Source organism: Aquitalea pelogenes (assembly GCF_001515305.1).
Taxonomy (GTDB): Bacteria; Pseudomonadota; Gammaproteobacteria; order Burkholderiales; family Chromobacteriaceae; genus Aquitalea; species Aquitalea pelogenes.
In genome coordinates this window covers 143,760-166,715 of record NZ_LNQV01000002.1, presented here as the reverse complement: position 1 = coordinate 166,715, position 22,956 = coordinate 143,760, and the positions used below count along the sequence as shown (strand labels likewise).

The 22,956-nt window shown below is 60.0% G+C and carries 20 protein-coding genes and 1 rRNA gene; 12 read left to right on the top strand and 9 right to left on the bottom strand.

Annotated features, from left to right (window positions below; translation table 11 throughout):
- Positions 1-107 (top strand): 5S ribosomal RNA (rrf, locus tag AWT75_RS01825); the annotation flags it as partial.
- A 77-nt stretch (positions 108-184) separates the two neighbouring features.
- On the opposite strand, the gene AWT75_RS01820 is transcribed toward rrf, so the two are convergent.
- Together AWT75_RS01820 and pdxR are read right to left on the bottom strand one after the other, a co-directional pair.
- Positions 185-685 (bottom strand): 2-thiouracil desulfurase family protein, encoded by a 501-nt coding sequence (locus tag AWT75_RS01820; protein ID WP_062786623.1) that lies wholly within the window; start codon positions 683-685, stop codon positions 185-187.
- Entirely contained in the window at positions 682-2,136 is a 1,455-nt protein-coding gene (gene pdxR / locus AWT75_RS01815) for a MocR-like pyridoxine biosynthesis transcription factor PdxR (protein ID WP_062786618.1), read from the bottom strand. Before pdxR ends, AWT75_RS01820 begins: the two co-directional genes overlap by 4 nt.
- Before the next feature lie 103 nt (positions 2,137-2,239).
- Between pdxR and AWT75_RS01810 the strand changes: the two genes are divergently transcribed.
- The 3 genes from AWT75_RS01810 (at position 2,240) to AWT75_RS01800 (ending at position 4,923) form a co-directional block, all read left to right on the top strand.
- On the top strand, positions 2,240-2,629 hold the full coding sequence (locus tag AWT75_RS01810; protein ID WP_062786615.1) for a rhodanese-like domain-containing protein: 390 nt from the start codon (positions 2,240-2,242) through the stop codon (positions 2,627-2,629).
- An 8-nt stretch (positions 2,630-2,637) separates the two neighbouring features.
- Positions 2,638-3,402, top strand: a complete 765-nt coding sequence (locus AWT75_RS01805) for a GNAT family N-acetyltransferase (RefSeq protein WP_062786611.1) — start codon at positions 2,638-2,640, stop codon at positions 3,400-3,402.
- Between the two features lie 81 nt (positions 3,403-3,483).
- Positions 3,484-4,923, top strand: a complete 1,440-nt coding sequence (locus AWT75_RS01800; RefSeq protein WP_062786607.1) for a hypothetical protein — start codon at positions 3,484-3,486, stop codon at positions 4,921-4,923.
- 64 nt (positions 4,924-4,987) lie between these two features.
- Here AWT75_RS01800 and AWT75_RS01795 read toward each other — a convergent pair whose 3' ends face one another.
- The 6 genes from AWT75_RS01795 to AWT75_RS01770 all read right to left on the bottom strand — a co-directional run bounded on the left by AWT75_RS01795 (position 4,988) and on the right by AWT75_RS01770 (position 14,175).
- Positions 4,988-6,448 (bottom strand): NAD-dependent succinate-semialdehyde dehydrogenase, encoded by a 1,461-nt coding sequence (locus AWT75_RS01795; protein WP_045846767.1) that lies wholly within the window; start codon positions 6,446-6,448, stop codon positions 4,988-4,990.
- Positions 6,449-6,535: 87 nt separating this feature from the next.
- Positions 6,536-7,801 (bottom strand): 4-aminobutyrate--2-oxoglutarate transaminase, encoded by a 1,266-nt coding sequence (gabT, locus tag AWT75_RS01790; RefSeq protein ID WP_045846768.1) that lies wholly within the window; start codon positions 7,799-7,801, stop codon positions 6,536-6,538.
- Between the two features lie 271 nt (positions 7,802-8,072).
- On the bottom strand, positions 8,073-9,377 hold the full coding sequence (locus AWT75_RS01785) for a TolC family outer membrane protein (protein ID WP_062786603.1): 1,305 nt from the start codon (positions 9,375-9,377) through the stop codon (positions 8,073-8,075).
- Positions 9,374-12,436 carry an efflux RND transporter permease subunit gene (locus AWT75_RS01780; RefSeq protein WP_062786599.1) on the bottom strand — a complete coding sequence of 1,021 codons (3,063 nt, stop codon included), beginning with the start codon at positions 12,434-12,436 and terminating at the stop codon, positions 9,374-9,376. Before AWT75_RS01780 ends, AWT75_RS01785 begins: the two co-directional genes overlap by 4 nt.
- Positions 12,437-13,516, bottom strand: a complete 1,080-nt coding sequence (locus AWT75_RS01775) for an efflux RND transporter periplasmic adaptor subunit (protein ID WP_062786594.1) — start codon at positions 13,514-13,516, stop codon at positions 12,437-12,439. It abuts the gene before it with no gap.
- A gap of 14 nt (positions 13,517-13,530) precedes the next feature.
- Positions 13,531-14,175: a TetR/AcrR family transcriptional regulator gene (locus AWT75_RS01770; protein WP_045846772.1), complete on the bottom strand. Its 645-nt coding sequence runs from the start codon at positions 14,173-14,175 to the stop codon at positions 13,531-13,533.
- Positions 14,176-14,339: 164 nt separating this feature from the next.
- Here AWT75_RS01770 and argB point away from each other — a divergent pair, with 164 nt between their 5' ends.
- Complete coding sequence (gene argB / locus AWT75_RS01765) at positions 14,340-15,212, top strand: acetylglutamate kinase (RefSeq protein ID WP_231588865.1); 873 nt, start codon at positions 14,340-14,342, stop codon at positions 15,210-15,212.
- 145 nt (positions 15,213-15,357) lie between these two features.
- Positions 15,358-15,792 carry a CBS domain-containing protein gene (locus tag AWT75_RS01760; protein WP_062786589.1) on the top strand — a complete coding sequence of 145 codons (435 nt, stop codon included), beginning with the start codon at positions 15,358-15,360 and terminating at the stop codon, positions 15,790-15,792.
- 59 nt (positions 15,793-15,851) lie between these two features.
- On the opposite strand, the gene AWT75_RS01755 is transcribed toward AWT75_RS01760, so the two are convergent.
- Positions 15,852-16,625, bottom strand: coding sequence for an IclR family transcriptional regulator (locus AWT75_RS01755; protein WP_062786585.1), 774 nt, complete (start codon positions 16,623-16,625; stop codon positions 15,852-15,854).
- A 190-nt stretch (positions 16,626-16,815) separates the two neighbouring features.
- On the opposite strand from AWT75_RS01755, the gene AWT75_RS01750 reads away from it, so the two are divergent.
- From AWT75_RS01750 to AWT75_RS01725, 6 genes are all read left to right on the top strand, one after another.
- On the top strand, positions 16,816-18,003 hold the full coding sequence (locus AWT75_RS01750; RefSeq protein WP_062786581.1) for an acyl-CoA dehydrogenase: 1,188 nt from the start codon (positions 16,816-16,818) through the stop codon (positions 18,001-18,003).
- Positions 18,004-18,183: 180 nt separating this feature from the next.
- Positions 18,184-19,374 carry a CaiB/BaiF CoA transferase family protein gene (locus AWT75_RS01745; RefSeq protein ID WP_062786577.1) on the top strand — a complete coding sequence of 397 codons (1,191 nt, stop codon included), beginning with the start codon at positions 18,184-18,186 and terminating at the stop codon, positions 19,372-19,374.
- Positions 19,375-19,479: 105 nt separating this feature from the next.
- On the top strand, positions 19,480-21,099 hold the full coding sequence (locus tag AWT75_RS01740) for an electron transfer flavoprotein-ubiquinone oxidoreductase (protein ID WP_062786640.1): 1,620 nt from the start codon (positions 19,480-19,482) through the stop codon (positions 21,097-21,099).
- A 325-nt stretch (positions 21,100-21,424) separates the two neighbouring features.
- On the top strand, positions 21,425-22,039 hold the full coding sequence (locus AWT75_RS01735; protein ID WP_062786572.1) for a hypothetical protein: 615 nt from the start codon (positions 21,425-21,427) through the stop codon (positions 22,037-22,039).
- 9 nt (positions 22,040-22,048) lie between these two features.
- On the top strand, positions 22,049-22,387 hold the full coding sequence (locus tag AWT75_RS01730) for a DUF4870 family protein (protein ID WP_062786568.1): 339 nt from the start codon (positions 22,049-22,051) through the stop codon (positions 22,385-22,387).
- Positions 22,388-22,740: 353 nt separating this feature from the next.
- A complete protein-coding gene (locus AWT75_RS01725; protein ID WP_045846780.1) occupies positions 22,741-22,953 on the top strand; it encodes a DUF3820 family protein in 213 nt (70 codons plus the stop codon).
- The last annotated feature ends 3 nt before the right edge of the window (positions 22,954-22,956 follow it).

Genomic DNA, 22,956 nt, shown 5'->3' with positions numbered 1-22,956 from the left:
CCATAGCGAGGTGGTCCCACGCCTTCCCATCCCGAACAGGACCGTGAAACGCCTTAGCGCCGATGATAGTGTGGCATTCGCCATGTGAAAGTAGGACACCGCCAAACTCCCCATTCGCCAGCCAGCTGGCAGTAAAAAGCCCGGACATCATGTTCCGGGCTTTTTGCATTTTTCTGATGCAAGATCATGTCTTTCGAGCGGCAAGCTCCAGCAAGCTGCTGATTTCTTCCTCATTGAATATCCGGATAGTGTGCTGACGTAGCAGGCTGCTGCTTACGCCTTCGCCAGGCTGTAGCTGACCTGTGAAGCTGCCGTCATAGATGTGCCGGTTGCCGCAAGACGGGCTATTGGCCTTGAGTAAGGCGAGTTGACAGCCATGCTGTTGCGCCAGTCCCAGGCTGTGCTCTGCGCCATTGGTAAAGGCCGTGGTGAGGTCCTGGCCATCAGCAGTCACGACCTTTGCCTTGCCTTGCCATACGTCGGAACCATCTCCGCCACTGATTTCTGCAGCCGGGCGGGGAATGGGCAGTCCTCCGGCGCATTCCGGGCAGGTAGGAATCAGCCGGAAACGCTCAGCCAATGCAGCCAGTTGGTCTGGTGCTTGTCCTTTTGCCTGACCATCGTAGCGAACAGCTTCGCCCAGAAGACAGGCGCTGATCAGTAATGCGGGTTTGTTGGTACTCACAATAAGGGCTCCACCAGTTGGGCCAGTCGCAATGCCGACCGGCGAATGTCATTTTCTTCGACCCCGGCATAGCCAAGGACCAGCCCGTTACGCTGTTGTGCACCCAGAAAATGGCGTGACAGCGGGCGCAGCCATAATTGCTCTCGTGCTGCTTGCTGACTGAGCTGCTGGTCATTGATCGTGGGAGGAAGACTTGCCACCAGGTGCATGCCGGCCTGGCCGGATGAGAGGGGAACGGCATCTCCCACGGCCTGCTGTAATGTGCTGCGCAGCAATTGCTGGCGTATCCGGTACAAGTCGCGCATGCGGCGGATGTGGCGGGCAAAATGCCCCTGCTCGATGAAGTCGGCCAGCGCAGCCTGATGGGCATAGCAGCCCTCACGATACAGACGGGCGTAGGCTGAGCGGAAGGCATCGACCAGCGCGGGTGGGATGACCAGATAAGCCAATCGCATGGCAGGAAACATGACTTTGCTGAAGGTGCCGATGTAGATGACCCGTGCGCTGTCCGCCAGCCCCTGCAGCGAGGCGATGGGCTGGGCATCGTAACGGAATTCGCTGTCGTAGTCGTCTTCGATGATCCAGCTGTTATCGGCCTCTGCACGTTGCAGCAGTTCCAGGCGGCGGGCGAGGGACATGACAACGCCACTGGGGTACTGGTGTGATGGCGTGATGTAAACCAGCCGCGGCCGGCTATCTGGCGGTGCGGCAGCGGGATTCAGCCCTTCACTGTCGACCGGCACCGGGATGATGTGCAAACCGGCTGCCTGCATGGCTGCCTGTGCCCCGGCGTAACCCGGATCCTCCATCCAGGCCTGGTCAGCCGGGTCGGCAAGCAGTCGTGCGGTCAGTTCCAGCGCTTGCTGCGCACCTTGCACCACCAGAATCTGCTCAGGCTGGCAGTGCACCGAGCGTGATAGCTGCAAATAGGTGCATATGGCCTGGCGCAGGGCTGGCAGACCGCCTTCTTGCTGGTAGTGCCACCAGTGCGACGGTGCCAGGCGGTTATGCTGATGCTGCAGTCGCTGCCAGACGGCATGCGGGAATTGGCGCAACTCCGGCAAGCCGGGAGCAAAGGCTCCGGTCAGGCCGGTGGGCAGCCGGTATTGCTCGGATAGTGCCTGCCCCCGTTGTGACAGGCCGGCATGCCCGCGTGCTGTTGCCGTGGGTTGACCCAGACTGCTGAAGGCCGGGCTGACAAAGGTCCCGGCCCCTGGCCGGCTGTAAAGATAGCCTTCGGCCAGTAATTGATCGTAGGCTGCCAGCACAGTATTGCGACCGATCTGCAAGGCCTGCGCCAGCATGCGACTGGCGGGCAGTGCCGTGTCAGCGACAAGCTGCTGCCGGGCAATGGCTTCGCGCAGCAGCTTGTACACCTGCTGTGATAGCGTTGATTGCCCTTGCCGCTGCAGCTGTCCTTGCAGATAGTCGATGATCCAGTCGGCATGCATGAATGAAGTGGTTCCTTCGCTGGTACAAAGAGTGGTTCTTTTGAAGGAATCAATTTGCCCGTAATCTGCTGCTATTGCAAATACAGCAAGCAAGGAGAAGCCAATGACTCAGCTGGAGTTCTACCAGGCCAAGCTGGCCTATGAAATTGATGCTGCCGATGTCAAGGCGGCGCTGGAAGCGGGCGAGAAACTGATTCTGATTGATACGCGTGCCACCGCCGCATTCGAGCGTGAAAGCATTCCCGGTGCCTTGTCCCTGCCACACCGCACCATGAATGCGGAAACCACGGCCGCATTACCTCGGGATGCACTGCTGGTGCCATTTTGTGATGGCATTGGTTGCAATGGCTCCACCAATGGTGCCATCAAGCTGTTGCAGCTGGGTTTCCGGGTGAAGGAGCTGCAGGGTGGGCTGGACTGGTGGAAGCGCGATGGTTTTGCCACGGCAGGTAGCCATGCGACTGCCGGGTCTGCCATTCAGTGTGCGTGTTAGGAGGCAGTATGTCTGAGGAATTCATTGCGCAACGCCTGGCGCAGGGTGAAGTGAACCAGTACGGCCAGTTACATGGTGTGGCCTTGCCCGAGTGGCAGGCTTGCCCGGTGCCGCAGCCGGTGGTCATGCACGGGCAGTATTGCCGTGTGGAGCCTTTGTCGGTGGCGCAGCATGCTGCAGGGCTGTATGCCGCCATGCAAGAAGATGGCGCGGAGGCGAACTGGACTTATCTTGGCTACGGACCGTTTGCCAGTCTCACCGACTACACCGCCTGGTTGAGGGGAATGGAAGGTCTGAGCGATCCGCAGTTTTATACCATCATCGACGCTGCCAGCGGCCAGCCGGTGGGTCTGGCCAGCTATCTGCGCATCGATGCGGCCAACGGGGTGATTGAAGTCGGGCATCTTAACTATTCGCCCCTGTTGCAGCAGAAACCTGCTGCCACCGAGGCCATGTACCTGATGATGCGTCATGCTTTCGAACTGGGTTACCGCCGTTATGAATGGAAGTGCAATGCTCTGAACCTGCCATCGCGCCGGGCGGCAGAGCGGCTGGGCTTTCTGTTTGAAGGACTGTTCCGCCAGTCCATGGTGATCAAGGGGCGTAATCGGGATACCGCCTGGTATTCGATCCTGGATAGCGAATGGCCGGCGGTACGCCAGGCGCTGGAGCAATGGCTGGCACCGGAAAACTTTGATGCGGTCGGCCGGCAGCGACTGGCCTTGTCCCGGTTGATGTCCGACTGGCGTAACGGTGGCGTAACAGGCAACTAGGGCATTTCGCATTGCAGCGGTTTCGCCACATGGGGGTGGCGGGTACAATGGGATGTTTTTGCAGATTTTTTTGGTTGATCGATGACTCCGCATCCCCGTAATGCCCGTATCAAGGGTGAGCCGCAGCCGCCTAACCGTTTCATCTTTGGCGATGCCGTGGACGCGTCAGGCCTGGAGGCCACCGAATATCTGATCCACACCGCAGCCCCCGCCTTTGTTTGCCGCCTGGTTGGCAATGATTTTACCGAGTTTGCCGGTCGCGATACCGAAGCCTTCGCCAGCGACCTGCTGTTTGATCCGGTCGCCAACCAGAGTGTTTATGTCTGCAATCGCGGTTTGCGGCTGTTTGATTTTGTCTTCAGTGCCGAGGTGCCGACGGCGGCGCGCTTGCAGGCAATCTGCGATGAAGCCATGAGCACTTATCAGCGCCTGCATGAAGCCTATGCCGAGCGTGAGGTTGGCCCGCGCCCGCGTGAAATGCGCCAGGGGCCGACCGAGCCGCTGCCACCTGCTGAGCGTAGCCTTGCCATTCGCACGCTGCGTGATGCAGCCCGTGCCGCCGCCCTTGATCCCATGCATCGTGCCGGTTTTGCCGCCCAGGTGCAGCAGGCCTTGATGGGCGGTGACCAGGCCGTGTTCACCGAAGCCCAGCTTTCCTTGCTGGCGGAACCGGCAGCGCGTGCCTTGCTGGTGAACAGTGCGCGGGATGCCATTGCCTTTCCCGAAGTGGTGCGTGCAGACGGCTCTGTGGTGTCTTTCGAATTATGGGCACTGCCCTTTGCCTTCTCGCGTGCGCAAGGTGGTGTGTGGTGGCATTTTCCCTTGCTGGAGCGGCTGGAAACCCCGCTGGCGGATGCGCTGGATGTACCGGAAAAGGCCATCCTGTGGATATCTCCCACCCTGTTTACCGTCGACATGCTCAATGAGCGTGCTTGTCAGAACCTGATGCATCTGGCCAGCGTGATGGATGCCGGTTGTGACTTTGCCCCGCTGGACCCGGCCTCTTCACGTGCCACTTACGAGGCCGCGCGCAAGACGCAGGATCCGCAACTGGTGATTTCCTGGCTGCCCTTCCTGGTGGAGCGTGGTGCCTTGCCGATTGACCAGGCAAGACAGCTGTCGCGCAAGGCACTGGATGCGGTGATGCCGTTGGTGCAGCAGGCCATTGGTGCCGAGATGGAATATGGCGAGGCCGAACTGTTTGCCCCGCTGCCATGGTGGGAGGCCTTGTCCGCCGGTGTACGGGCCTGGAACCGCAAGCGCCTGGGCCTCACAGTGGCCTTGATTGCCAGCAAGGTGGGCGGGCTGCAGGAGCTGGAAGCCGTGGCGGAATACCAGCCGGAAATGCAGGGTTACGAAGTAGGGCTGAAGCTGCAGGGCAAGGATGAGCTGCTGGCACGTTCGCCCTGGCTGCTGGTGCCGGATGTGGCGCCGGACAAGGATGCTGGCTGGAAAGACCTGTGTGACTGCCTGCGCGAGGCTGATATCCCGCTGTCGGAAACCATCGTCAAGCTGCATTGATCTGTGCTGGCACCATAAGCAAAAAGCCCGCTGATGCGGGCTTTTTGCTTGGCGGGAGCCGGACTTATTTGTCCAGGCCACCCAGCAGTACGTATTTGATTTCCAGGTAGTCTTCAATACCGTACTTGCTGCCTTCACGGCCGAGGCCGGATTGCTTCACGCCACCGAACGGTGCTGCTTCGTTGGACAGCAGGCCGCTGTTGACGGCAACCATGCCGTATTCCAGGCCTTCGGAAACGCGGAAGATACGACCCACGTCACGGGCGTAGAAGTAGCTGGCCAGGCCGAACTCGGTGTCGTTGGCCATCTGGATGGCTTCTTCTTCGGTCTTGAAGCGGAATACCGGAGCCAGCGGGCCGAAGGTTTCTTCCTTGGCCACCTTCATGGCCGGGGTCACGCCAGTGATTACGGTCGGTTCGAAGAAGCTGTGGCCCAGCGCGTGGCGCTTGCCACCGGCGATCAGCTTGCCACCCTTGGCCAGCGCATCGGCAATGTGCTCTTCCACCTTGGCCACGGCGTTCTGGTCGATCATCGGGCCTTGGGTGATACCGGCTTCCAGGCCATTGCCCACGTTCAGCTTGGCTACGGCAGCGGCAAACTTTTCAGCGAAGGCATCGTACACGCCGTCCTGTACCAGAATGCGGTTGGCGCAGACGCAGGTCTGGCCGGCATTGCGGTACTTGGAAATCATGGCGCCTTCCACGGCGGCATCCAGATCGGCATCGTCAAACACGATGAACGGTGCGTTGCCGCCCAGTTCCATCGACACTTTCTTGACGGTGTCGGCACATTGGGCAATCAGCTTGCGACCTACTTCGGTGGAGCCGGTGAAGGAGAACTTCTTCACGGTGTCGCTACCGGTCAGTACGGCACCGATTTCGCTGGAGCTGCCGGTCAGTACCGAGAACACGCCAGCCGGAATGCCGGCACGTTCGGCCAGTACGGCAATGGCCAGGGCGGACAGCGGAGTCTGGCTGGCCGGACGTACCACCATCGGGCAGCCAGCGGCCAGCGCCGGGGCTGCCTTGCGGGTGATCATGGCGTTGGGGAAGTTCCACGGCGTGATGGCTGCGGTAACGCCGATCGGCTCCTTGGTGACCAGAATGCGACGGTCGGATGCCGGTGCCGGAATGGTGTCGCCATACAGGCGCTTGGCTTCTTCGCCATACCATTCGATATAGGAAGCGCCGTAAGCGATTTCGCCCTTGGCTTCGGCCAGCGGCTTGCCTTGTTCGCTGGTGAGGATGACGGCCAGGTCGTCCTGGTTGGCCATCATCAGTTCAAACCAGCGGCGCAGGATGACAGAGCGCTCTTTGGCAGATTTCTTTTTCCAGCTCTTGAAGGCTTCGGCGGCACCGGCTACAGCGCGCTCGGCTTCGGCCTTGCCCATTTTCGGTACGGTGGCAATCACTTCGCCGGTGGCCGGGTTGGTGACCGGAATGGTCTCGCCGTTGTCAGCATCCAGCCATTGGCCGTTGATGTAGCACTGCTGCTTGAGCAGGGAAGGGTCTTTCAGATTCAGCATGTGTCTCTCCAGAATGGGTGGAGGATGGTGTGTGTGCAGACGCAACCCCGTTGCCGGGATTGGCCGTCATCATCAGTCCGTGACGGATCAGGCCTTCAGGGCTGCTTCCAGCTTGGCCAGCGCTTCGGCGAACACTTCGTCTTCGATGGTCAGCGGGAACAGGAAGCGAACCACGTTGTAGTACACGCCGCAAGTCAGCAGGATCAGGCCGGATTCCAGCGCCTTGGTCTGTACCTTCTTGGTGAATTCGGCATCCGGCTCGTGAGTGCCCGGCTTGTTGAATTCAACAGCCACCATGGCACCCAGGCCACGGATGTCGGCGATCTGCGGGATGTCCTTCTTCAGGCTGTGCAGTTTTTCCTTCAGCAGGTCGCCCAGCTTGTTGGAACGTTCCAGCAGGTTTTCTTCCTGAATCACATCGATCACGGCATTGGCAGCAGCCAGGCCCAGTGGGCTACCGGCATAAGTACCACCCAGGCCGCCCGGTGCCGGTGCGTCCATCAGTTCGGCCTTGCCTACCAGCGCAGCCAGCGGGAAACCACCGGCCAGCGACTTGGCCATGGTGGTCAGGTCGGCGGCAACGTCGAAGTGTTCCATGGCAAACAGCTTGCCGGTACGGGCGAAGCCGGCTTGTACTTCGTCGGCAATCATCACGATGCCGTTGTCGTCACACAGCTTGCGGATGGCACGTACCCATTCGGCCGGTGCGGAGTAGAAACCACCTTCGCCTTGTACCGGTTCGAAGATGATGGCGGCAACGCGCTTGGCTTCGATGTCGTACTTGAACAGTTTTTCGATGCTGGCCAGCGAGTCTTCAACCGAAACACCGTGCAGGGCGTTCGGGTAAGCGGCGTGGTAGATCTCGCCTACAAACGGGCCAAAACCGATTTTGTACGGGGCAACCTTGCCGGTCAGTGCCATGCCCAGCATGGTGCGGCCGTGGAAGGCACCGCCAAATGCGATCACACCCGGGCGACCGGTGGCAGCGCGTGCCACCTTGATGGCGTTCTCGACAGCTTCAGCACCAGTGCTGAAAAAGGCGGCTTTCTTGGCGAAGTTGCCGGGGCTCAGCTTGTTCAGCTTTTCGGCCACGGTAACGTAGGATTCGTAAGGCACAACCTGATAGCAGGTGTGGCTGAACTTGTTCAGTTGTTCGGCTACGGCAGCCTGTACCTTGGCATGCAGATGGCCGGTATTCAGTACGCCGATACCACCAGCAAAGTCGATGTAACGATTGCCTTCAACATCCCATACTTCGGCGTTCTTGGCCTTGTCGGCAAAGAAAGTACACATTACGCCCACGCCGCGCGGGGTTGCATCGGCCTTGCGTTGCATCAGATCTTTGTTGCTCATTCCATCTCTCCTAAAGATTGGGGTGCCTGGTGGCATTGTCCTGAACATGAATGCTGGAGCACCTATGGCATTTGGCGATGCTTTTATCAGTGTCAACCAGTTGGCTGGGCCAGATTCTGGCGTTTTCCAGAGTGGTTTGATTCTAATCAGGTGTTTAGCAAAAAGCTACACCTGCATCAAAAAGTTAAACACTTGTTGCAAGACAAGCACACCATGAAAAAAGGGCTGCTGCGCAAACAGTAGCCCTATTTGATCACAAATGGCAAGTTGTCTAATGTCGAATCGCCGCGTTGACTATCTGCAGCCGGCCTTCATCCAGGGTGCCTGCCACTTGCTCCAGTTGCAGGCGGGCAGTGAGGTAGTCGTACTTGGCGGTGGCCAGGCTGGTCATGGCATCGTAGTAAGACTGCTCGGCCTGCAGCACATCCAGATTGGTACGGATGCCGACTTCCTTGCCCAGCTTGGTGGAGTCCACCTTGCTTTTGGCCGAAACCAGCAGCTGTTGTTGCGCCCTTACCAGGGCGGCGCCATTGGTCACACCCAGCCAGCTTTTGCGTACATCCTCGCGCAACTGGCGGCGGGTGGATTCCAGCTTGTCACGGGCGGACTCCTCCTTGGCCAGTGCTTCGCGGATTTGCGAGTTGATGCCGCCACCGGCAAACAGCGGCAGGCTGACCGACACGCCGATGCTGCTGCCGCGGGTGACCGGCAGTGCGCCGTTCTGGTTGCTGCGGTTGTCGTTGTAACCGGCATTCAGCGCCACGACAGGTAACTGGTTGCCGCGCTTTTCGGTGACGGTCTGGCTGGCATATTGCAAGCCCTGTTCGGCTGCGCGCAGCGCCAGGCTGTTGTGCGTGGCCACTTCCAGCCAGCTCTGCAGATCGCCGGTCGGGGGAGGAGGGAGCTGCGCTTGCAGTGGCTGGATGGCGCGTGGGTCCAGCCCGGTGAGCCGGCGCAGGTTGTTCTGGCTGATTTCCTGCTGGTTGAGCGCCACGATTTCCCTGGCGCTGGCAGCATCAAAGCCGGCCTGGGCTTCGTGGGTGTCAATAATGGTGGCGGTGCCCAGATCGAAGGCGGCTTTTGCCTGCTGCAGCTGGGTCTGGTACGCCTTCTTGCTGGCACGGGTGGCAGTCAGGGTGTCTTCGGCCAGTAGCACGTCGAAGTAAGCGCGGGCAATTTCCACCATCAGTTGCTGTTCGGCAGCACCAAAGCTGGTATCTGCCTGCTGGCTGGCGATCTTTCCCTTCTGGTAAGCACTGTATTTGCTGACATCAAACAGGGGCTGCGCCAGCTGGACGCCATAACCGGAACTGTCGTAGCTGGCCTGTCCGGCCGGCTGTGTGGGGTTGGTGTGGCTGTAGCTGCCGGTGAGGGCCACTTGCGGCAGTAACTGGGCGCGGCCCTGCACAGCCAGTTCGCGCCCGGCAGTCAGGTCGGCGCGTGAGCCGGCGTAGTCGCTGTTGTAACTGCGGGCCGCCTGCCAGGCCTCGCTCAGGTCGAAGGCAAGGGTGGCGGGGCTGGCCAGCAGCAGGGCCAGCGCAGGCAGCAGCGGGGTGAAGCGGACAAGATGTTTCATGTTGTTCTCTTTTGCGGACGGTCCACCTTGAACCACTGGGCGTACAGGGCAGGCAGGAACAGCAGGGTCAGTACCGTGGCCACCAGCAGTCCGCCCATGATGGCCACCGCCATCGGCCCCCAGAAGGTGCTGCGGGTGAGCGGAATCATGGCCAGGATGGCCGCCAGTGCGGTAAGCATGATGGGGCGGAAACGCCGGATCGTCGAGCCGATGATGGCTTCGTGACGGTCTATGCCTTCGCTGATGTCATGTTCGATCTGATCCACCAGGATTACCGAGTTACGCATGATCATGCCGGACAGGGCAATCACCCCCAGCATGGCGACAAAGCCGAACGGTGCCTGGAACAGGATCAGGGTGAGCGTGACGCCTATCATGCCCAGCGGTGCAGTCAGCAATACCATCAAGGTGCGCTGGAAGCTGTGCAATTGCAGCATCAAGAGGGTGAGCACCACCACGATCATGAAGGGAGCGACTGCCGCAATGGCGGTTTGCGAATTGCTGCTGGACTCCAGCGAGCCGCCCAGTTCGATGTGATAGCCCAGGGGCAGGCTTGCCTCCAGCTGCTGCATTTGCGGCCACAACGCGGTGGAGACGTCATCGCCCTGCACACCGTCGGCGACATCCGCGTTGACCGTGATGGTAGGCAGACGGTTGCGCCGCCAGATGATGGATTCCTCCGGCTGATAGTCGATCTTGCCCAGTTGCGACACCGGCACAAAGCGACCGCTGGCAGTTTGCACTTGCAAATTGCCCAGTGCCGCCACATCGCTCTGCTCCTGCTTGTTCAGCCGCGCCACGATGCCGACGGTGCGGTTACCGTCGCGGTAGTCGGTGACGGTGGCACCGGAAATCAGCATTTGCAGCTGCTGGGACAGCGACTGGCTGTTGATGCCCAGCAGGCGGATCTTGTCCTGATCCAGCGTGATGCGCAGCGCCTTCAGCTGTTCACCCCAGTTGATGTTGACGTGGCGGGTGGCCGGGTTGGCACGTACCCGTTTTTCCACTTCGGCGGCAATGGTGCGGATCTTGTCGTGGTCCGGTCCCATCACGCGGAACTGCACCGGGTAGCCGACCGGCGGGCCGTTTTCCAGTCGGGTGACGCGGCCGCGCACCAGCGGGAAGTCGTGATCGAAAATCTGCTCGATACGGCTTTTCACCAGTTCGCGCACATGTTCGTCACCGGTCATCACCATCAGCTGGGCGTAGTTCAGGTGCTGTTGCTGCTGATCCAGCGGCAGGTAAAAGCGCGGGCTGCCGCTGCCGACATAGCTGGTGACGCTGCGTACATTCTTGTCCTGGCGTATCAGCGCTTCCAGTTTTTTCACTTCGCCTTCGGTCGCCGCATAGCTGGCACCGCGTGGCAGCCACAGGTCCACCATCAGCTCCGGCCGGTTGGAGGAAGGGAAAAACTGCTGTGCCACCAGCAGGCGGAAAGCCAGCAAGGACAGGATGAACACGCCCAGCGTGATAGCAATCACCGTCTTGCGGTAGTGCAGGCACCATTCCAGCACCGCGCGGAAGCGCAGATAGAACGGCTTGTGATAGACGTCATGCTGCTGGTGATGCGTGCTTTGTTCCGGCAGCAACTTGTAGCCGAGGAAGGGGGTGAACACCACCGCGACAATCCAGGACAGGATGAGGGCGAGCCCCACCACCGCGAACAGACTGAACACGTATTCGCCCGCGTCGGATTTGGCCAGCCCCACCGGCAGGAAGGTGGCGGCGGTAATCAGCGTGCCGGTCAGCATGGGGAAAGCGGTGCTGGTGTAGGCATAGGTTGCGGCCTGGAATTTGTTCCAGCCCTGTTCCAGCTTCAGCGCCATCATTTCCACCGCGATGATGGCATCATCCACCAGCAGGCCCAGTGCGATGATGAGCGAGCCCAGCGAAATGCGCTGCAAGTCCAGCTTGAAGAAGTACATGGCGAGAAAGGTCATGGCCAGTACCAGCGGAATCGACAGCGCCACCACCACGCCGGTGCGCAGGCCCAGGCTGAAGAAGCTGACCGCCAGCACAATCAGCACGGCTTCAATCAGCGAGCGCATGAATTCGCTGACCGCACCCTTCACCACCTTGGGCTGATCGGAAACCGCATGAATCTCGATGCCCACCGGCAGCTTGGACTGGATCTGCTTGAGCGTGGTATCCAGGTGCTCGCCCAGTTGCAAGACATCACCGCCGCTTTTCATGGTGATGGCCAGGCCCAGCGCAGGCTGGCCATTGAAGCGCATGCGGAAGCTGGGCGGGTCGACAAAACCGCGATGAATCTGCGCGATGTCGCCCAGGCGCAGGTTCTTGCCATTGGCAATGACGGGCGTGTTGGCGACGGACTCCACCGTGCTGAAATTGCCGGTCGGACGCACCCAGATGCGGTCGCTGGCGGTTTCGTAGGTACCGGCCGGCATCATGGCGTTTTGCTGTTGCAGGGCGCTCCAGATGGTGCTGGTGTCCAGGCCCAGCGAGGCAAGCTTGCTGCTGGACAGGTCGATATAGATGTTCTCGCTCTGCTCGCCGACCAGACTGACCTTGGCGACATCCGGCACCCGCAGGATTTCCTCCTTGGCCTGGTCTACGTAGCGACGCAGTTCTTCCGCCGTGAAACCGTCACCGGTAAAGGCATAGATGTTGCCGAAGGTATCGCCGAATTCGTCATTGAAGAATGGCCCCTGGGTGGTGGCTGGCAGGTTGTGGCGTACATCGCCCAGCTTTTTGCGCACCTGATACCACAGTGACTGCACATTTTTTGCCGGGACGTCCTCGCGCAGGGTGACAAGCAGCAGGGATTCGCCCGGCTTGCTGTAACTTTGCACGTACTTGATTTCCGGCATTTCCTGCAGTTTTTCTTCCAGCCGGTCGCTGATCTGCTGTTCCACTTCCACGGCCTTGGCACCCGGCCAATAGGTTTGTACCAGCATGGCCTTGAAGGTGAATTCGGGGTCTTCCTTCTGCCCCAGCTGGGTATAGGCCCACAGGCCCGATACCATCAGCATCACCATGAAGTACAGCACCAGCGCCTGATGACGCAGCGCCCATTCCGACAGATTGAGTTTTTTCATTTACAGGGCACCTTGCAGCAAGGTGACGCGCTGCTGGTCGTGCAGCAGGTGCACCCCGGCGCTGACCACTTTTTCACCCGGCCGTACCCCGCCCTGCAGGGTGACGCTCTGACTGTCAATGCTTTGTACGCTGACTGCCCGACGGCTGACGCGCAAGGTCTTGTCATCCACCACCCACACATAATGCTTGCCCTGCTCGTCCAGCAGGGCCGTCAGCGGCAGGCGCAGGCTTTGGCTCTGGCTTGCGCCATTGCCGCTCAGGGTGACGGTAACGGTCTGGCCCAGTGCCAGTGCGCTGGCATGGGGCAGGCTGATACGGGCGGCGTAGGTGCGGGTGGCCGGGTCGGCATCACCGGCCAGCTCACGCAAGCTGCCCTCGAACTGCTGCTTGCCAGCCCACAGGGTGACAACAAACTGTTTTTGCTGACGAACTTGTTGCAAGGCGTTTTCCGGCACCTGAATGGCAGCTTCCCGCTCGCCATCGTGTGCCAGTCGTGCCACTGGCTGGCCGGCTGCCACGACCTGACCCGGCTCAGCCAGCATCTGGCTGACAATGCCGTCGGCGTCGGCAAGCAGCTGGGTATAACTGCCCTGATTGCGGCTGGCAGCCAGTTGGGCACGGGCTTCATCCCGTTTGGCGCGGGCGGCGTTGACGCCATTTTGCTGGCTGTCCACCTGCGCCTGGCTGATGAATTGCTTGGCCAGCAACTGTTGATAACGTTGCAAGTTCAACTGCTGCTGGGCCAGATCGGATTCTGCTGCGGCCAGCTGGGCCTGTTTGGCGCTGATATCCAGGCTGGTGTCGTTGGGGTCGAGACGCGCCAGAACCTGGCCTTTTTTCACGTGTTCGCCGCTGTTCACCAGTTTTGCGACCATCTTGCCGCCAATGCGGAAGGCAAGGTCGGTTTCGGTGCGGGCGCGAATCTGCCCGGCAAAGCTATCGCTTGGCGTGTTGCCAAGGGTACCGGCCGTGGTCACGCGCACCGGGCGGATTTCTTCCACGCTGTTGTCGGGTTGTTGGCAAGCGCTCAGCAGCAGGGTGAGTGCCACAAGGCCGGCGAGTCGGAAGGGAATGGACATTGGCAGTATTCCTGTCAGTTCTTTTTCAGGCCGTGCAGTACCAGATCGAGTGCATCCTTGAGGAAGCCGAGCGGGTCCTTGGTGGAGCCGATGCAGCAGCCGGGCAGCTGGGCGAAGGAGTGGTTGAAAATCATGGTGGTCAGCAGGGGGGCCAGCAGGGCATCTACCGTGTGTACCAGCGGTACCTGGCGGAATTCGCCGCTGGCGATGCCGCGCTCCAGCACCGTGCTGAGCATCTGGTTGCTGGGGGCAATCACTTCTTCAAAGTAGAACTGTGCAAGTTCCGGGAAGTTGGCCGCCTCGGCAATCATCAACTTGCACAGGCCGGCGGATGGCGCAGAGCCAACCTCCTGCCACCAGTGCTCTATCATGTGATGAAGCAGTTCGCTGGTACTGCCCTGGAAGTCGGCCGCTACCTGCGCCAGCTGCTGCAGATTGGCCACAATGGTGCCACGGGCGATGGCCTTGAAAATCTCTTCCTTGTTCTGAAAGTAAAGATAAGGCGTGCCCTTGGTCACACCGGCAGCCCGCGCGATGTCTTCCATTTTGGTGGCGCGATAGCCTTTTTCGACAAACTGGATCAGTGCTGCGTCCAGAATTTCGGCCGGTCGGGCTTCCTTTTTTCTGCGCCAGCGGGCGATTGGGCAGTTTTCTGTCATGGATTTATCTGAATGCCTGTTCATTAATGCTGTGCAATGTAGTGCAAAGCAGTGGCCAATACAATTAATAAATCAGTGTTCAGTAGCTTGATTGATTAGAATGCAACACATTGTCGCCCATGGCCGGAGCGCTTCCGGCCTTCACCCTGCAGAAGGAGATCGTTGTGTCTGTAAATGCCGCTGAAAAAGCGTTGGTTCTCGCCGAGGCCCTGCCGTATATCCGCCGTTTTTCCGGCAAGACCATCGTGATCAAGTACGGTGGCAATGCCATGACCGACGATGCGCTCAAGGAAGGCTTTGCCAAGGACATCGTGTTGCTCAAGCTGGTGGGCATCAATCCGGTGGTGGTGCATGGCGGTGGCCCGCAAATCAACGAGCTGCTGGAGCGTGTCGGCAAGGAAGGCAAGTTCATCCAGGGTATGCGCGTGACCGACCAGGAAACCATGGACGTGGTGGAAATGGTGCTGGGCGGCCTGGTGAACAAGGAAATCGTCTCGCTGATCAACACCCATGGTGGCAAGGCTGTTGGCCTGACCGGCAAGGACGGCCACTTCATCCGTGCGGAAAAGATGTTCCTCAGCGATGAGAGCGATGAAAAGATCGACATCGGCCAGGTTGGTGAAATCTCCAGCATCGACCCGTCGCTGGTGTCCTTGCTGGACCGCCAGGACTTCATCCCGGTAGTGGCGCCTATCGGTGTGGGTGCCAATGGCGAAGCCTACAACATCAATGCTGATCTGGTGGCGGGCAAGCTGGCGGAAACCCTGAACGCCGAAAAGCTGATCCTGATGACTAATACTCCCGGCGTGCTGGACAAGGCAGGCAAGCTGCTGACCGGCCTGTCCGCCCAGCAAGTGGATGCCCTGTTTGCCGATGGCACCATCCACGGCGGCATGCTGCCCAAGATCAGCTCGGCGCTGGATGCCGCCCGCAGCGGCGTGAATACCGTACACATCATTGATGGTCGCGTACCGCATGCACTGCTGCTGGAAATCATGACCGATGACGGCGTGGGCACCATGATTCGCGCCAGCTGAACCACTGCTTCGAATTGACCAGGCCGGGGGCGTCATGCCCGCCGGCCTTTTTCTTGTCCTGCCGTCAGCCATGTTGTTAATCAAACTTGTTCTATAGTATTGAAACAGCCTGTTTCAGGTTCTCTTGGCCGATGAGGAGGGTGCAATGCAGACAGTCAGACAGTTGCTGGAGCAAAAGTCCGGGCGGGTACTGGTTACCGTTACGCCGGAAAGTACCGTATTTCAGGCATTACAGGTGATGGCAGAACATGATATCGGCGCGGTGCTGGTGATGGAGGGCGGCGAAGTGGTCGGCATTTTCTCCGAACGGGACTATGCGCGTCGCATTGTGCTGCAGGGGCGCACTTCTGCTGGCACCCGCATCCGCGAGATCATGACCAGCAAGGTGGTGTATGTCACACCGGAACAGAATTCCGACCAATGCATGGCGCTGATGACCGAAAAGCATATCCGCCACCTGCCGGTGCTGGAAGGCAACACGGTGCTGGGCATGCTGTCGATTGGCGATCTGGTTCACGCCACCATCAAGGAGCAGGAGCAGGTCATCAACCAGCTGGTGCATTACATCCAGAGCGCCTGAAGTCATGCATGATGCAAAAAAGCCCGCACAAGCGGGCTTTTTGCATTTCGCGTCAAGCATCAGGCCACCGGCACGATGCGCTGGCGCAAGGCAATCAGCGCAGGTGCCACTTGCTGTTGCATCACCTCGGCGCTGAAGGCAAAGGCCGGGCCACTGGCGTTCAGGCTCATCGGCGGCTGGCCGGGAGTGGGCGAGGGCAGGTGTACGCCCACGGCCATCACGTCCGGCTCGTACTCCCCGAATGACGCAGAGTAGCCACAGCGCTGGTATTCCTCCATCGCCTGTTGCAGCCGTTGCTGCAGCTCCGGCCAGCGCTCGCCATAACGCGTGGCTAGCTCTCCATCCAGTTGCTGGCGCACATTTACCGGCAGCCCGGCATAAAAAGCCCGGCCGATGGCGGTAGTGGCAATGGGCACGCGCGAGCCCACGGTCAGTTGCACACTGACACGCGACTGGCTGCGGTAGGTTTCCAGATAAACCATGTCGGTGCCGTCGCGCATGGCCAGACTGATGGAAACATTGTTCTCCAGCGCAAATTCCCGCATCAGCGGCCCGGCCACCTGGCGGATGTCGTAGCTGGCCAGTACTACCGAACCCAGTGCCAGCAAGGCTACGCCCAAGCGGTAGAAGCCGCTGTGTTCGTCCTGGGACAGATAGCCCAGCGTGGTCAGGGTGTAGGTCAGCCGCGATACCGTGGACTTGGGCAGCCCGGTGCGCTTGGCAATTTCCAGATTGGACAGTGCCGACTCCCCAGGCCGGAACGCGGCCATCACCTGCAGGCCACGCGCCAGCGCGGTGACGAACAGTCGGTCCTTGTCATCTTCTTCCTGCATTGCATTCCTCGATTCTGTATGGATGGCCAGGATTTTCCCTCCGGGCTGTCTGGCGCGAGCGGCAAGGATAGCCTGCTTGCGACGCCGGTAAAAGAAAACGCTTTACAGCCGATTTTGGAGTTGCTAGTCTATTCTGCAATGTAAAACGCAATTCCGCAATGCGGAACAAGCTAATCAAGGAGAACTCTCGATGGCCGCATCCAACAGCCGCGCACCCTTTGCCTGGGAAGATCCCTTCCTGCTGGCCGACCAGCTGACCGAAGAAGAGCGCCTGGTCCAGCAGACTGCCGAAGCCTACTGTCAGGACCGCCTGCTGCCGCGCGTGCTGACGGCCAACCGTGAAGAACGCTTCGACCGAGAAATCATGAGCGAGATGGGCGAACTGGGCCTGCTGGGTTGCACCATCGACGGCTACGGCTGTGCCGGCCTCAGCCACGTGGCCTACGGCCTGGTGGCGCGTGAAGTGGAACGCGTCGACTCCGGCTACCGCTCGGCCATGAGCGTGCAGTCCAGCCTGGTGATGCACCCGATCTGGGCCTACGGCTCGGAAGCACAGAAAGACAAATACCTGCCCAAGCTGGCCACCGGCGAATGGGTGGGCTGTTTCGGCCTGACCGAACCGGATGCCGGTTCCGACCCGGCCGGCATGAAAACCCGCGCCCGTAAGGTGGACGGCGGTTATGTCCTGTCCGGCAGCAAGATGTGGATCACCAACAGCCCGGTGGCTGATGTATTCGTGGTGTGGGCCAAGGATGACGAAGGTGAAATCCGCGGCTTCGTGCTGGAAAAAGGCATGAAGGGCCTGTCCGCTCCCAAGATTCACGGCAAGTTCAGCCTGCGCGCCTCCATCACCGGTGAAATCGTGATGGACGAAGTGCTGGTGCCGGAAGACGCCATCCTGCCGGGTGTGAAAGGCCTGAAAGGCCCGTTCGGCTGCCTGAACAAGGCCCGCTACGGCATCGCCTGGGGCGCCATGGGTGCCGCCGAATTCTGCTGGCACGCTGCACGCCAGTACACGCTGGACCGCAAGCAGTTTGGCCGACCGCTGGCCGCCACCCAGCTGATCCAGCTGAAGCTGGCCAATATGCAGACCGAAATCGCGCTGGGCCTGCAGGCCGCCATCCGCGTCGGCCGCTTGCTGGACGAAGGCAAGGCTGCGCCGGAAATGATTTCGCTGATCAAGCGCAACAACTGCGGCAAGTCGCTGGACATCGCCCGCATCGCCCGCGATATGCACGGCGGTAACGGTATTGCCGACGAATTCCATGTCATCCGCCACGTGATGAACCTGGAAGCCGTCAACACCTATGAAGGCACGCACGATGTGCATGCCCTGATTCTGGGCCGCGCCCAGACCGGTATTCAGGCATTTGCCTGATAGCACAGCGGGGGTGTGGCTCCACCTGCCCCCGTTGTTGGTTCCTGTCTGTCCTTGCGAGGCCCGGTGCTTACCGGGCCCTTTTTTTGGTGAACACTGTCATGTGGCTGCTTAAGCGGCGGCATCACACTGTCCATCCGGCCGCCAGACGGCCACTAACGAATCAATCAGGAGAACACCATGGCGGGCGCACTTGCAGGCATCAAGGTTCTGGATCTTTCCCGGGTACTGGCCGGGCCGTGGGCTGGTCAATTGCTGGCCGATCTGGGGGCCGAAGTGCTCAAGGTGGAGCGCCCGGGTGCCGGGGACGACACCCGCCAATGGGCACCGCCCAGCCTGGCGGATGGCACGGCAGCCTACTTTTTGTGTGCCAACCGCGGCAAGCGCTCGGTGACTGTCGATATCACCAAGCCGGAAGGGCAGGAGATTGTCCGCGCGCTGGCACGCGATGCCGACGTGGTGATTGAAAACTACAAGGTGGGCGGGCTGAAAAAATACGGGCTGGATTACGACAGCCTCAGCCAGCTCAATCCGCGGCTGGTGTATTGCTCCATCACCGGCTTCGGTCAGGATGGCCCTTATGCCGAGCTGCCCGGCTACGACTACATCGTGCAGGGCATGTCCGGCCTGATGAGCATTACCGGCCCCGCCAATGGCGAACCGCACAAGGTGGGCGTGGCGGTCACCGACCTGTTCACCGGCATCTATGCCAGCAATGCCATTCTGGCGGCCATCATTGCGCGCCAGAGCAGTGGCAAGGGCCAGTACATCGACATGGCCTTGTTTGATTGCGCGCTGGCGTCCTTGGCCAATATCAATATGAACTGGTTGATTGGTCAGCAAGTGCCGCCGCGTCTGGGCAATGCCCACGCCAACATCGTGCCGTATCAGGTGTTTGCCTGCGCCGATGGCCACTTCATTCTGGCTTGCGGCAACGACAAGCAATTCCGTGCGGTATGCCAGGTCATCGGCCTGCCGGCACTGGCCGATGACGAACGCTTTGCCAGCAATCCGCAGCGGGTAAAGTACCGCGACAGCGTGGTACCCTTGCTGGCCGAAGCCTTCATGGGCAATACCCGCGAACAATGGCTGAAACGGCTGGATGAGGCTGGAGTGCCATGTGGCCCGATCAACACAGTGGACGAGGCCTTCCGCGATCCGCAGATTCGCCATCGCGGCATGGAAATACACATGCAGGACAGTGTGGGGCAAAATGTGCCCCTGGTAGGGTGTCCGATCAAACTTTCCGGTACGCCGGTCGAGTACAATCAGGCCCCTCCCAAACTGGGTGAACATACCGACGACGTACTGCGCGCGCTGGGCTACGACGCTGCCACGATTGCCACACTGCGTGAGCAAGGCACCGTTTAAACGCTTGTTTGATTTTGACGAGCGTGGCTGCTTCATTGCATGATGACTGCCAGCTAATAAGGACAGCCCTCCGGGCGCAAAGGAGATGTGGTGCAACGCGATTATATGGAATACGACGTGGTGATCGTCGGCGGCGGCCCTGCCGGGCTGTCTGCCGCGATTCGCCTGAAGCAAGTGGCCGAACAGAACGGCCAGGAAATCAGTGTCTGTCTGCTGGAAAAAGGCTCGGAAATCGGCGCACATATCCTGTCCGGTGCCGTGATCGAAACCGGGGCGCTTTCCGAGCTGATCCCGGACTGGAAAGAGAAAGGTGCACCGCTGAATACCCCGGCGCTGTCCGACCGTTTCCTCTACCTGACGGAAACCGAGTCCATCCAGCTGCCGACCCCGCCGCAGATGCACAATCACGGCAATTACATTGTCAGCCTGGGTAACTTCTGCCGCTGGCTGGGCGAGCAGGCCGAAGCCCTGGGCGTGGAAATCTACCCCGGTTTTGCCGCCGCAGAAGTGCTCTACCATGCCGACGGCTCGGTCAAGGGCGTGGCCACTGGTGCCATGGGTACCGGCAAGAATGGCGACCAGCCGGGCGAACCCGGCATGGAGCTGTGGGCAAAACAGACCATTTTTGCCGAAGGCTGTCGCGGCTCGCTCACCAAGATGCTGTTCGAGCGCTTTGGCCTGCGTGACGGCGCCGACCCGCAAACCTACGGCATCGGCATCAAGGAATTGTGGGAAGTCAAACCGGAAAACCACAAGCCCGGCACCATCACCCACACCGTGGGCTGGCCGGTGGACACCGCCACTTACGGCGGCTCCTTCATGTACCACCTGGAAGACAATCAGGTGGTGGTGGGCTATGTGGTGGGGCTGGATTACACCAACCCCTATCTGTCGCCGTTTGAGGAATTCCAGCGCTTCAAGACCCACCCGGCCATCAAGGGCGTGTTTGAAGGTGGCCGTCGTCTGAGCTACGGCGCGCGCGCCTTGTCCGAAGGCGGCATCCAGAGTCTGCCCAAGCTCACCTTCCCCGGTGGCTTGCTGGTGGGCGACACCGCCGGCTTCCTCAATGTGCCCAAGATCAAGGGCACGCACACTGCGATGAAGTCCGCCATCCTGGCGGCCGATGCCGTGTTTGCCTTGCTGCAGGCCAATCCGGAAGCCCAGGGGCTGGAAGCAAGCGCTTACTCAGCCAGCTTCAAGCAAAGCTGGCTGCACGAAGAACTGCACCAGGTGCGCAATATCCGCCCGTCCTTCCGCTGGGGCCTGTGGCCGGCCATGATCTACTCGGCCATCGACACCTTCCTGTTCCGTGGCAAGGCCCCGTGGACGCTGCGTCACAAGCATGCCGACCACGAAGCGCTGCGCCCGGCCAGCGAATGCACGCGTATTGATTATCCCAAGCCGGACGGGGTGCTGACCTTCGACCGCCTGTCCTCGGTGTTCATTTCCAACACCAATCACAGCGAAGACCAGCCGCCACACCTGAAGCTGAAAGATGCCAGCGTGCCGATCAGCTTCAACCTGGCCAAGTATGATGCACCCGAGCAGCGTTACTGCCCGGCCGGTGTGTATGAAATCGTCGGTCAGGAAGAAGGCAGCCCGCGCCTGCAAATCAATGCGCAGAACTGCGTGCATTGCAAAACCTGTGATATCAAGGACCCCAGCCAGAACATCAACTGGTGCACCCCGGAAGGTGGTGGCGGTCCCAACTATCCCAATATGTAAGCAGCGCGCAGTATTGCTGTTGCAAAAACCCGGCCAAGGCCGGGTTTTTTTGTGCAATGCAACGATTTCTTGCATTCCGCCTTGACAGCCCACTGCCCTTGTTGGCAGGATGGTCGACATGATTACTTTTTCCGCAGTCTTTAACGCCTATTTTTATTGGTACCGCACATCACGGCGGCTCCAAGGGGCGTCTCTGCAGCAGTAAAAAGTAACAGAGAACGAACAAACCCGAACAATGCCGCCGCGGTCAATCCGGCGGCATTTGTTATTTCCAGACAAAGCAGGCGCCGGACCCACCCAGGCAAGCAGACTGGAGATCCAGGTCATGAATGAAGTCAGTGATGCAAGGCAGATTGCCCGAGAAAGCGCCAATCTGGTGCTGGACGGCGCCGTATGGTCCGTAACCCTGTTGACCGATGGTGAGGCCCTGGCCAATACCGTGGCACCACAAACGGACAGCCTGTATCACACCCTGCAACAGCACGACCAGACCGCGGCCACCCCGGTGCTGGAGTCCCTGCTGCCGGACATCCGCGCCCTGGCCATGTTGCTGTCTTCGCTGCGCAGCAAAAGCACCTGCTCCCCTAGCCGCTTTGCCGATGAAGCCGACTGGCTCGCTGCCCGTATTGCCGTCCTCGCCTTGAGCCATGTCGCCGTTACCTTACCGGAACTCAGCCTGCTGGACGAAGCCAACCGCCGTCTGCGGATGCTGTCTGAGCAGCTGCACATGACGCTGCCAACGGCCGCACCGGTTTTGTTGACTGCGCCCCAGCGTAATCCGGGCATGTTGCAGGGCTGGAGCCGCCAGCGCATGAGCGGCATGGTCGGAGTGGCGCACGGCATGCAATCCCTGTTCATGGCGTCGCGTCTGGCGGCCCAGCAATGCCGCGACCGTCTGCACCCGCTGTGGCAGCGCCTGCAGGCCCCGGCCAGCAACTGAAAGACAAGTATGGATTTATTCACCCGCGAAGATGAGCGCCGGCTGAACAACCTCACCCTGCTGGTGTATATCCTGCAAGGCATCAGCCTGTTTACCGGCCTGCCCATGGTGGTGGCGGTGATCATCAATTATCTCAAACGCGATGATTGTCGCGGAACGCTGTACGAAAGCCATTTTGACTGGCAGATCCGCACCTTCTGGTTCTGCCTGCTCGGCAGTGTGCTGGGCTACGCCTTGCTATGGATACTGGTCGGCTTTGCCATTCTGGGGTTGACCTGGCTGTGGTGCCTGTACCGGGTATTGCGCGGCATTCTGGCCTTGAATGACGGCAAAGCACTGCCGTACTGAGCAAAAAAAGAAGGGCAACCAAGGCTGGCTGCCCGAAGAGGCCTTGAGCGCGAAAGCAGGCTGCCGCCTGCTGCCATGTGCAAGCATGCATGGGCACGCTGCCTGCGCCAAAGAACCTACGTCGCTATTACTGAACTGACTTCGCATTGCGGTCGCAATCGGAACCGACAAGGCCCCGGTAACGAATGGCCACCATGCTATCCCGTCCACGCCGGTTTTCGACAGAAAAATGACAACGGCACTTGTCGCAGGTCAAATCCGGCAACTCGACAATAAAAGTCCGACAAAACAAGGCTGTGGCGTAAAATGGCAGCCTTTGGCACAATGCGCCTCCTTCAGTCCGGTCTGAAAGCATGCAACAAGAAGATCTGCAGCGTCTGGTTACCACCGCAATGCCCTTTGGCAAACACCAGGGTGTACTGATTTGTGATTTGCCCGGCAATTACCTCAACTGGTTTGCCCGCGAGGGTTTTCCCAAGAGTGAGATCGGACGTCTGCTGCAATTGATGCAGGAGATCGACCACAATGGACTGAGTTATTTACTGGACCCGTTAAGAAAGCGTTAAAGC

Bases quoted from the DNA above. Each gene is read 5' to 3' on its own strand.
- pdxR (WP_062786618.1), bottom strand. From the start codon at position 2,136: ATGCATGCCGACTGGATCATCGACTATCTGCAAGGACAGCTGCAGCGG.
- AWT75_RS01810 (WP_062786615.1), top strand. From the start codon at position 2,240: ATGACTCAGCTGGAGTTCTACCAGGCCAAGCTGGCCTATGAAATTGAT.
- AWT75_RS01805 (WP_062786611.1), top strand. From the start codon at position 2,638: ATGTCTGAGGAATTCATTGCGCAACGCCTGGCGCAGGGTGAAGTGAAC.
- AWT75_RS01800 (WP_062786607.1), top strand. From the start codon at position 3,484: ATGACTCCGCATCCCCGTAATGCCCGTATCAAGGGTGAGCCGCAGCCG.
- AWT75_RS01795 (WP_045846767.1), bottom strand. From the start codon at position 6,448: ATGCTGAATCTGAAAGACCCTTCCCTGCTCAAGCAGCAGTGCTACATC.
- gabT (WP_045846768.1), bottom strand. From the start codon at position 7,801: ATGAGCAACAAAGATCTGATGCAACGCAAGGCCGATGCAACCCCGCGC.
- AWT75_RS01785 (WP_062786603.1), bottom strand. From the start codon at position 9,377: ATGAAACATCTTGTCCGCTTCACCCCGCTGCTGCCTGCGCTGGCCCTG.
- AWT75_RS01780 (WP_062786599.1), bottom strand. From the start codon at position 12,436: ATGAAAAAACTCAATCTGTCGGAATGGGCGCTGCGTCATCAGGCGCTG.
- AWT75_RS01775 (WP_062786594.1), bottom strand. From the start codon at position 13,516: ATGTCCATTCCCTTCCGACTCGCCGGCCTTGTGGCACTCACCCTGCTG.
- AWT75_RS01770 (WP_045846772.1), bottom strand. From the start codon at position 14,175: ATGACAGAAAACTGCCCAATCGCCCGCTGGCGCAGAAAAAAGGAAGCC.
- AWT75_RS01760 (WP_062786589.1), top strand. From the start codon at position 15,358: ATGCAGACAGTCAGACAGTTGCTGGAGCAAAAGTCCGGGCGGGTACTG.
- AWT75_RS01755 (WP_062786585.1), bottom strand. From the start codon at position 16,625: ATGCAGGAAGAAGATGACAAGGACCGACTGTTCGTCACCGCGCTGGCG.
- AWT75_RS01750 (WP_062786581.1), top strand. From the start codon at position 16,816: ATGGCCGCATCCAACAGCCGCGCACCCTTTGCCTGGGAAGATCCCTTC.
- AWT75_RS01745 (WP_062786577.1), top strand. From the start codon at position 18,184: ATGGCGGGCGCACTTGCAGGCATCAAGGTTCTGGATCTTTCCCGGGTA.
- AWT75_RS01740 (WP_062786640.1), top strand. From the start codon at position 19,480: ATGGAATACGACGTGGTGATCGTCGGCGGCGGCCCTGCCGGGCTGTCT.
- AWT75_RS01735 (WP_062786572.1), top strand. From the start codon at position 21,425: ATGAATGAAGTCAGTGATGCAAGGCAGATTGCCCGAGAAAGCGCCAAT.
- AWT75_RS01730 (WP_062786568.1), top strand. From the start codon at position 22,049: ATGGATTTATTCACCCGCGAAGATGAGCGCCGGCTGAACAACCTCACC.
- AWT75_RS01725 (WP_045846780.1), top strand. From the start codon at position 22,741: ATGCAACAAGAAGATCTGCAGCGTCTGGTTACCACCGCAATGCCCTTT.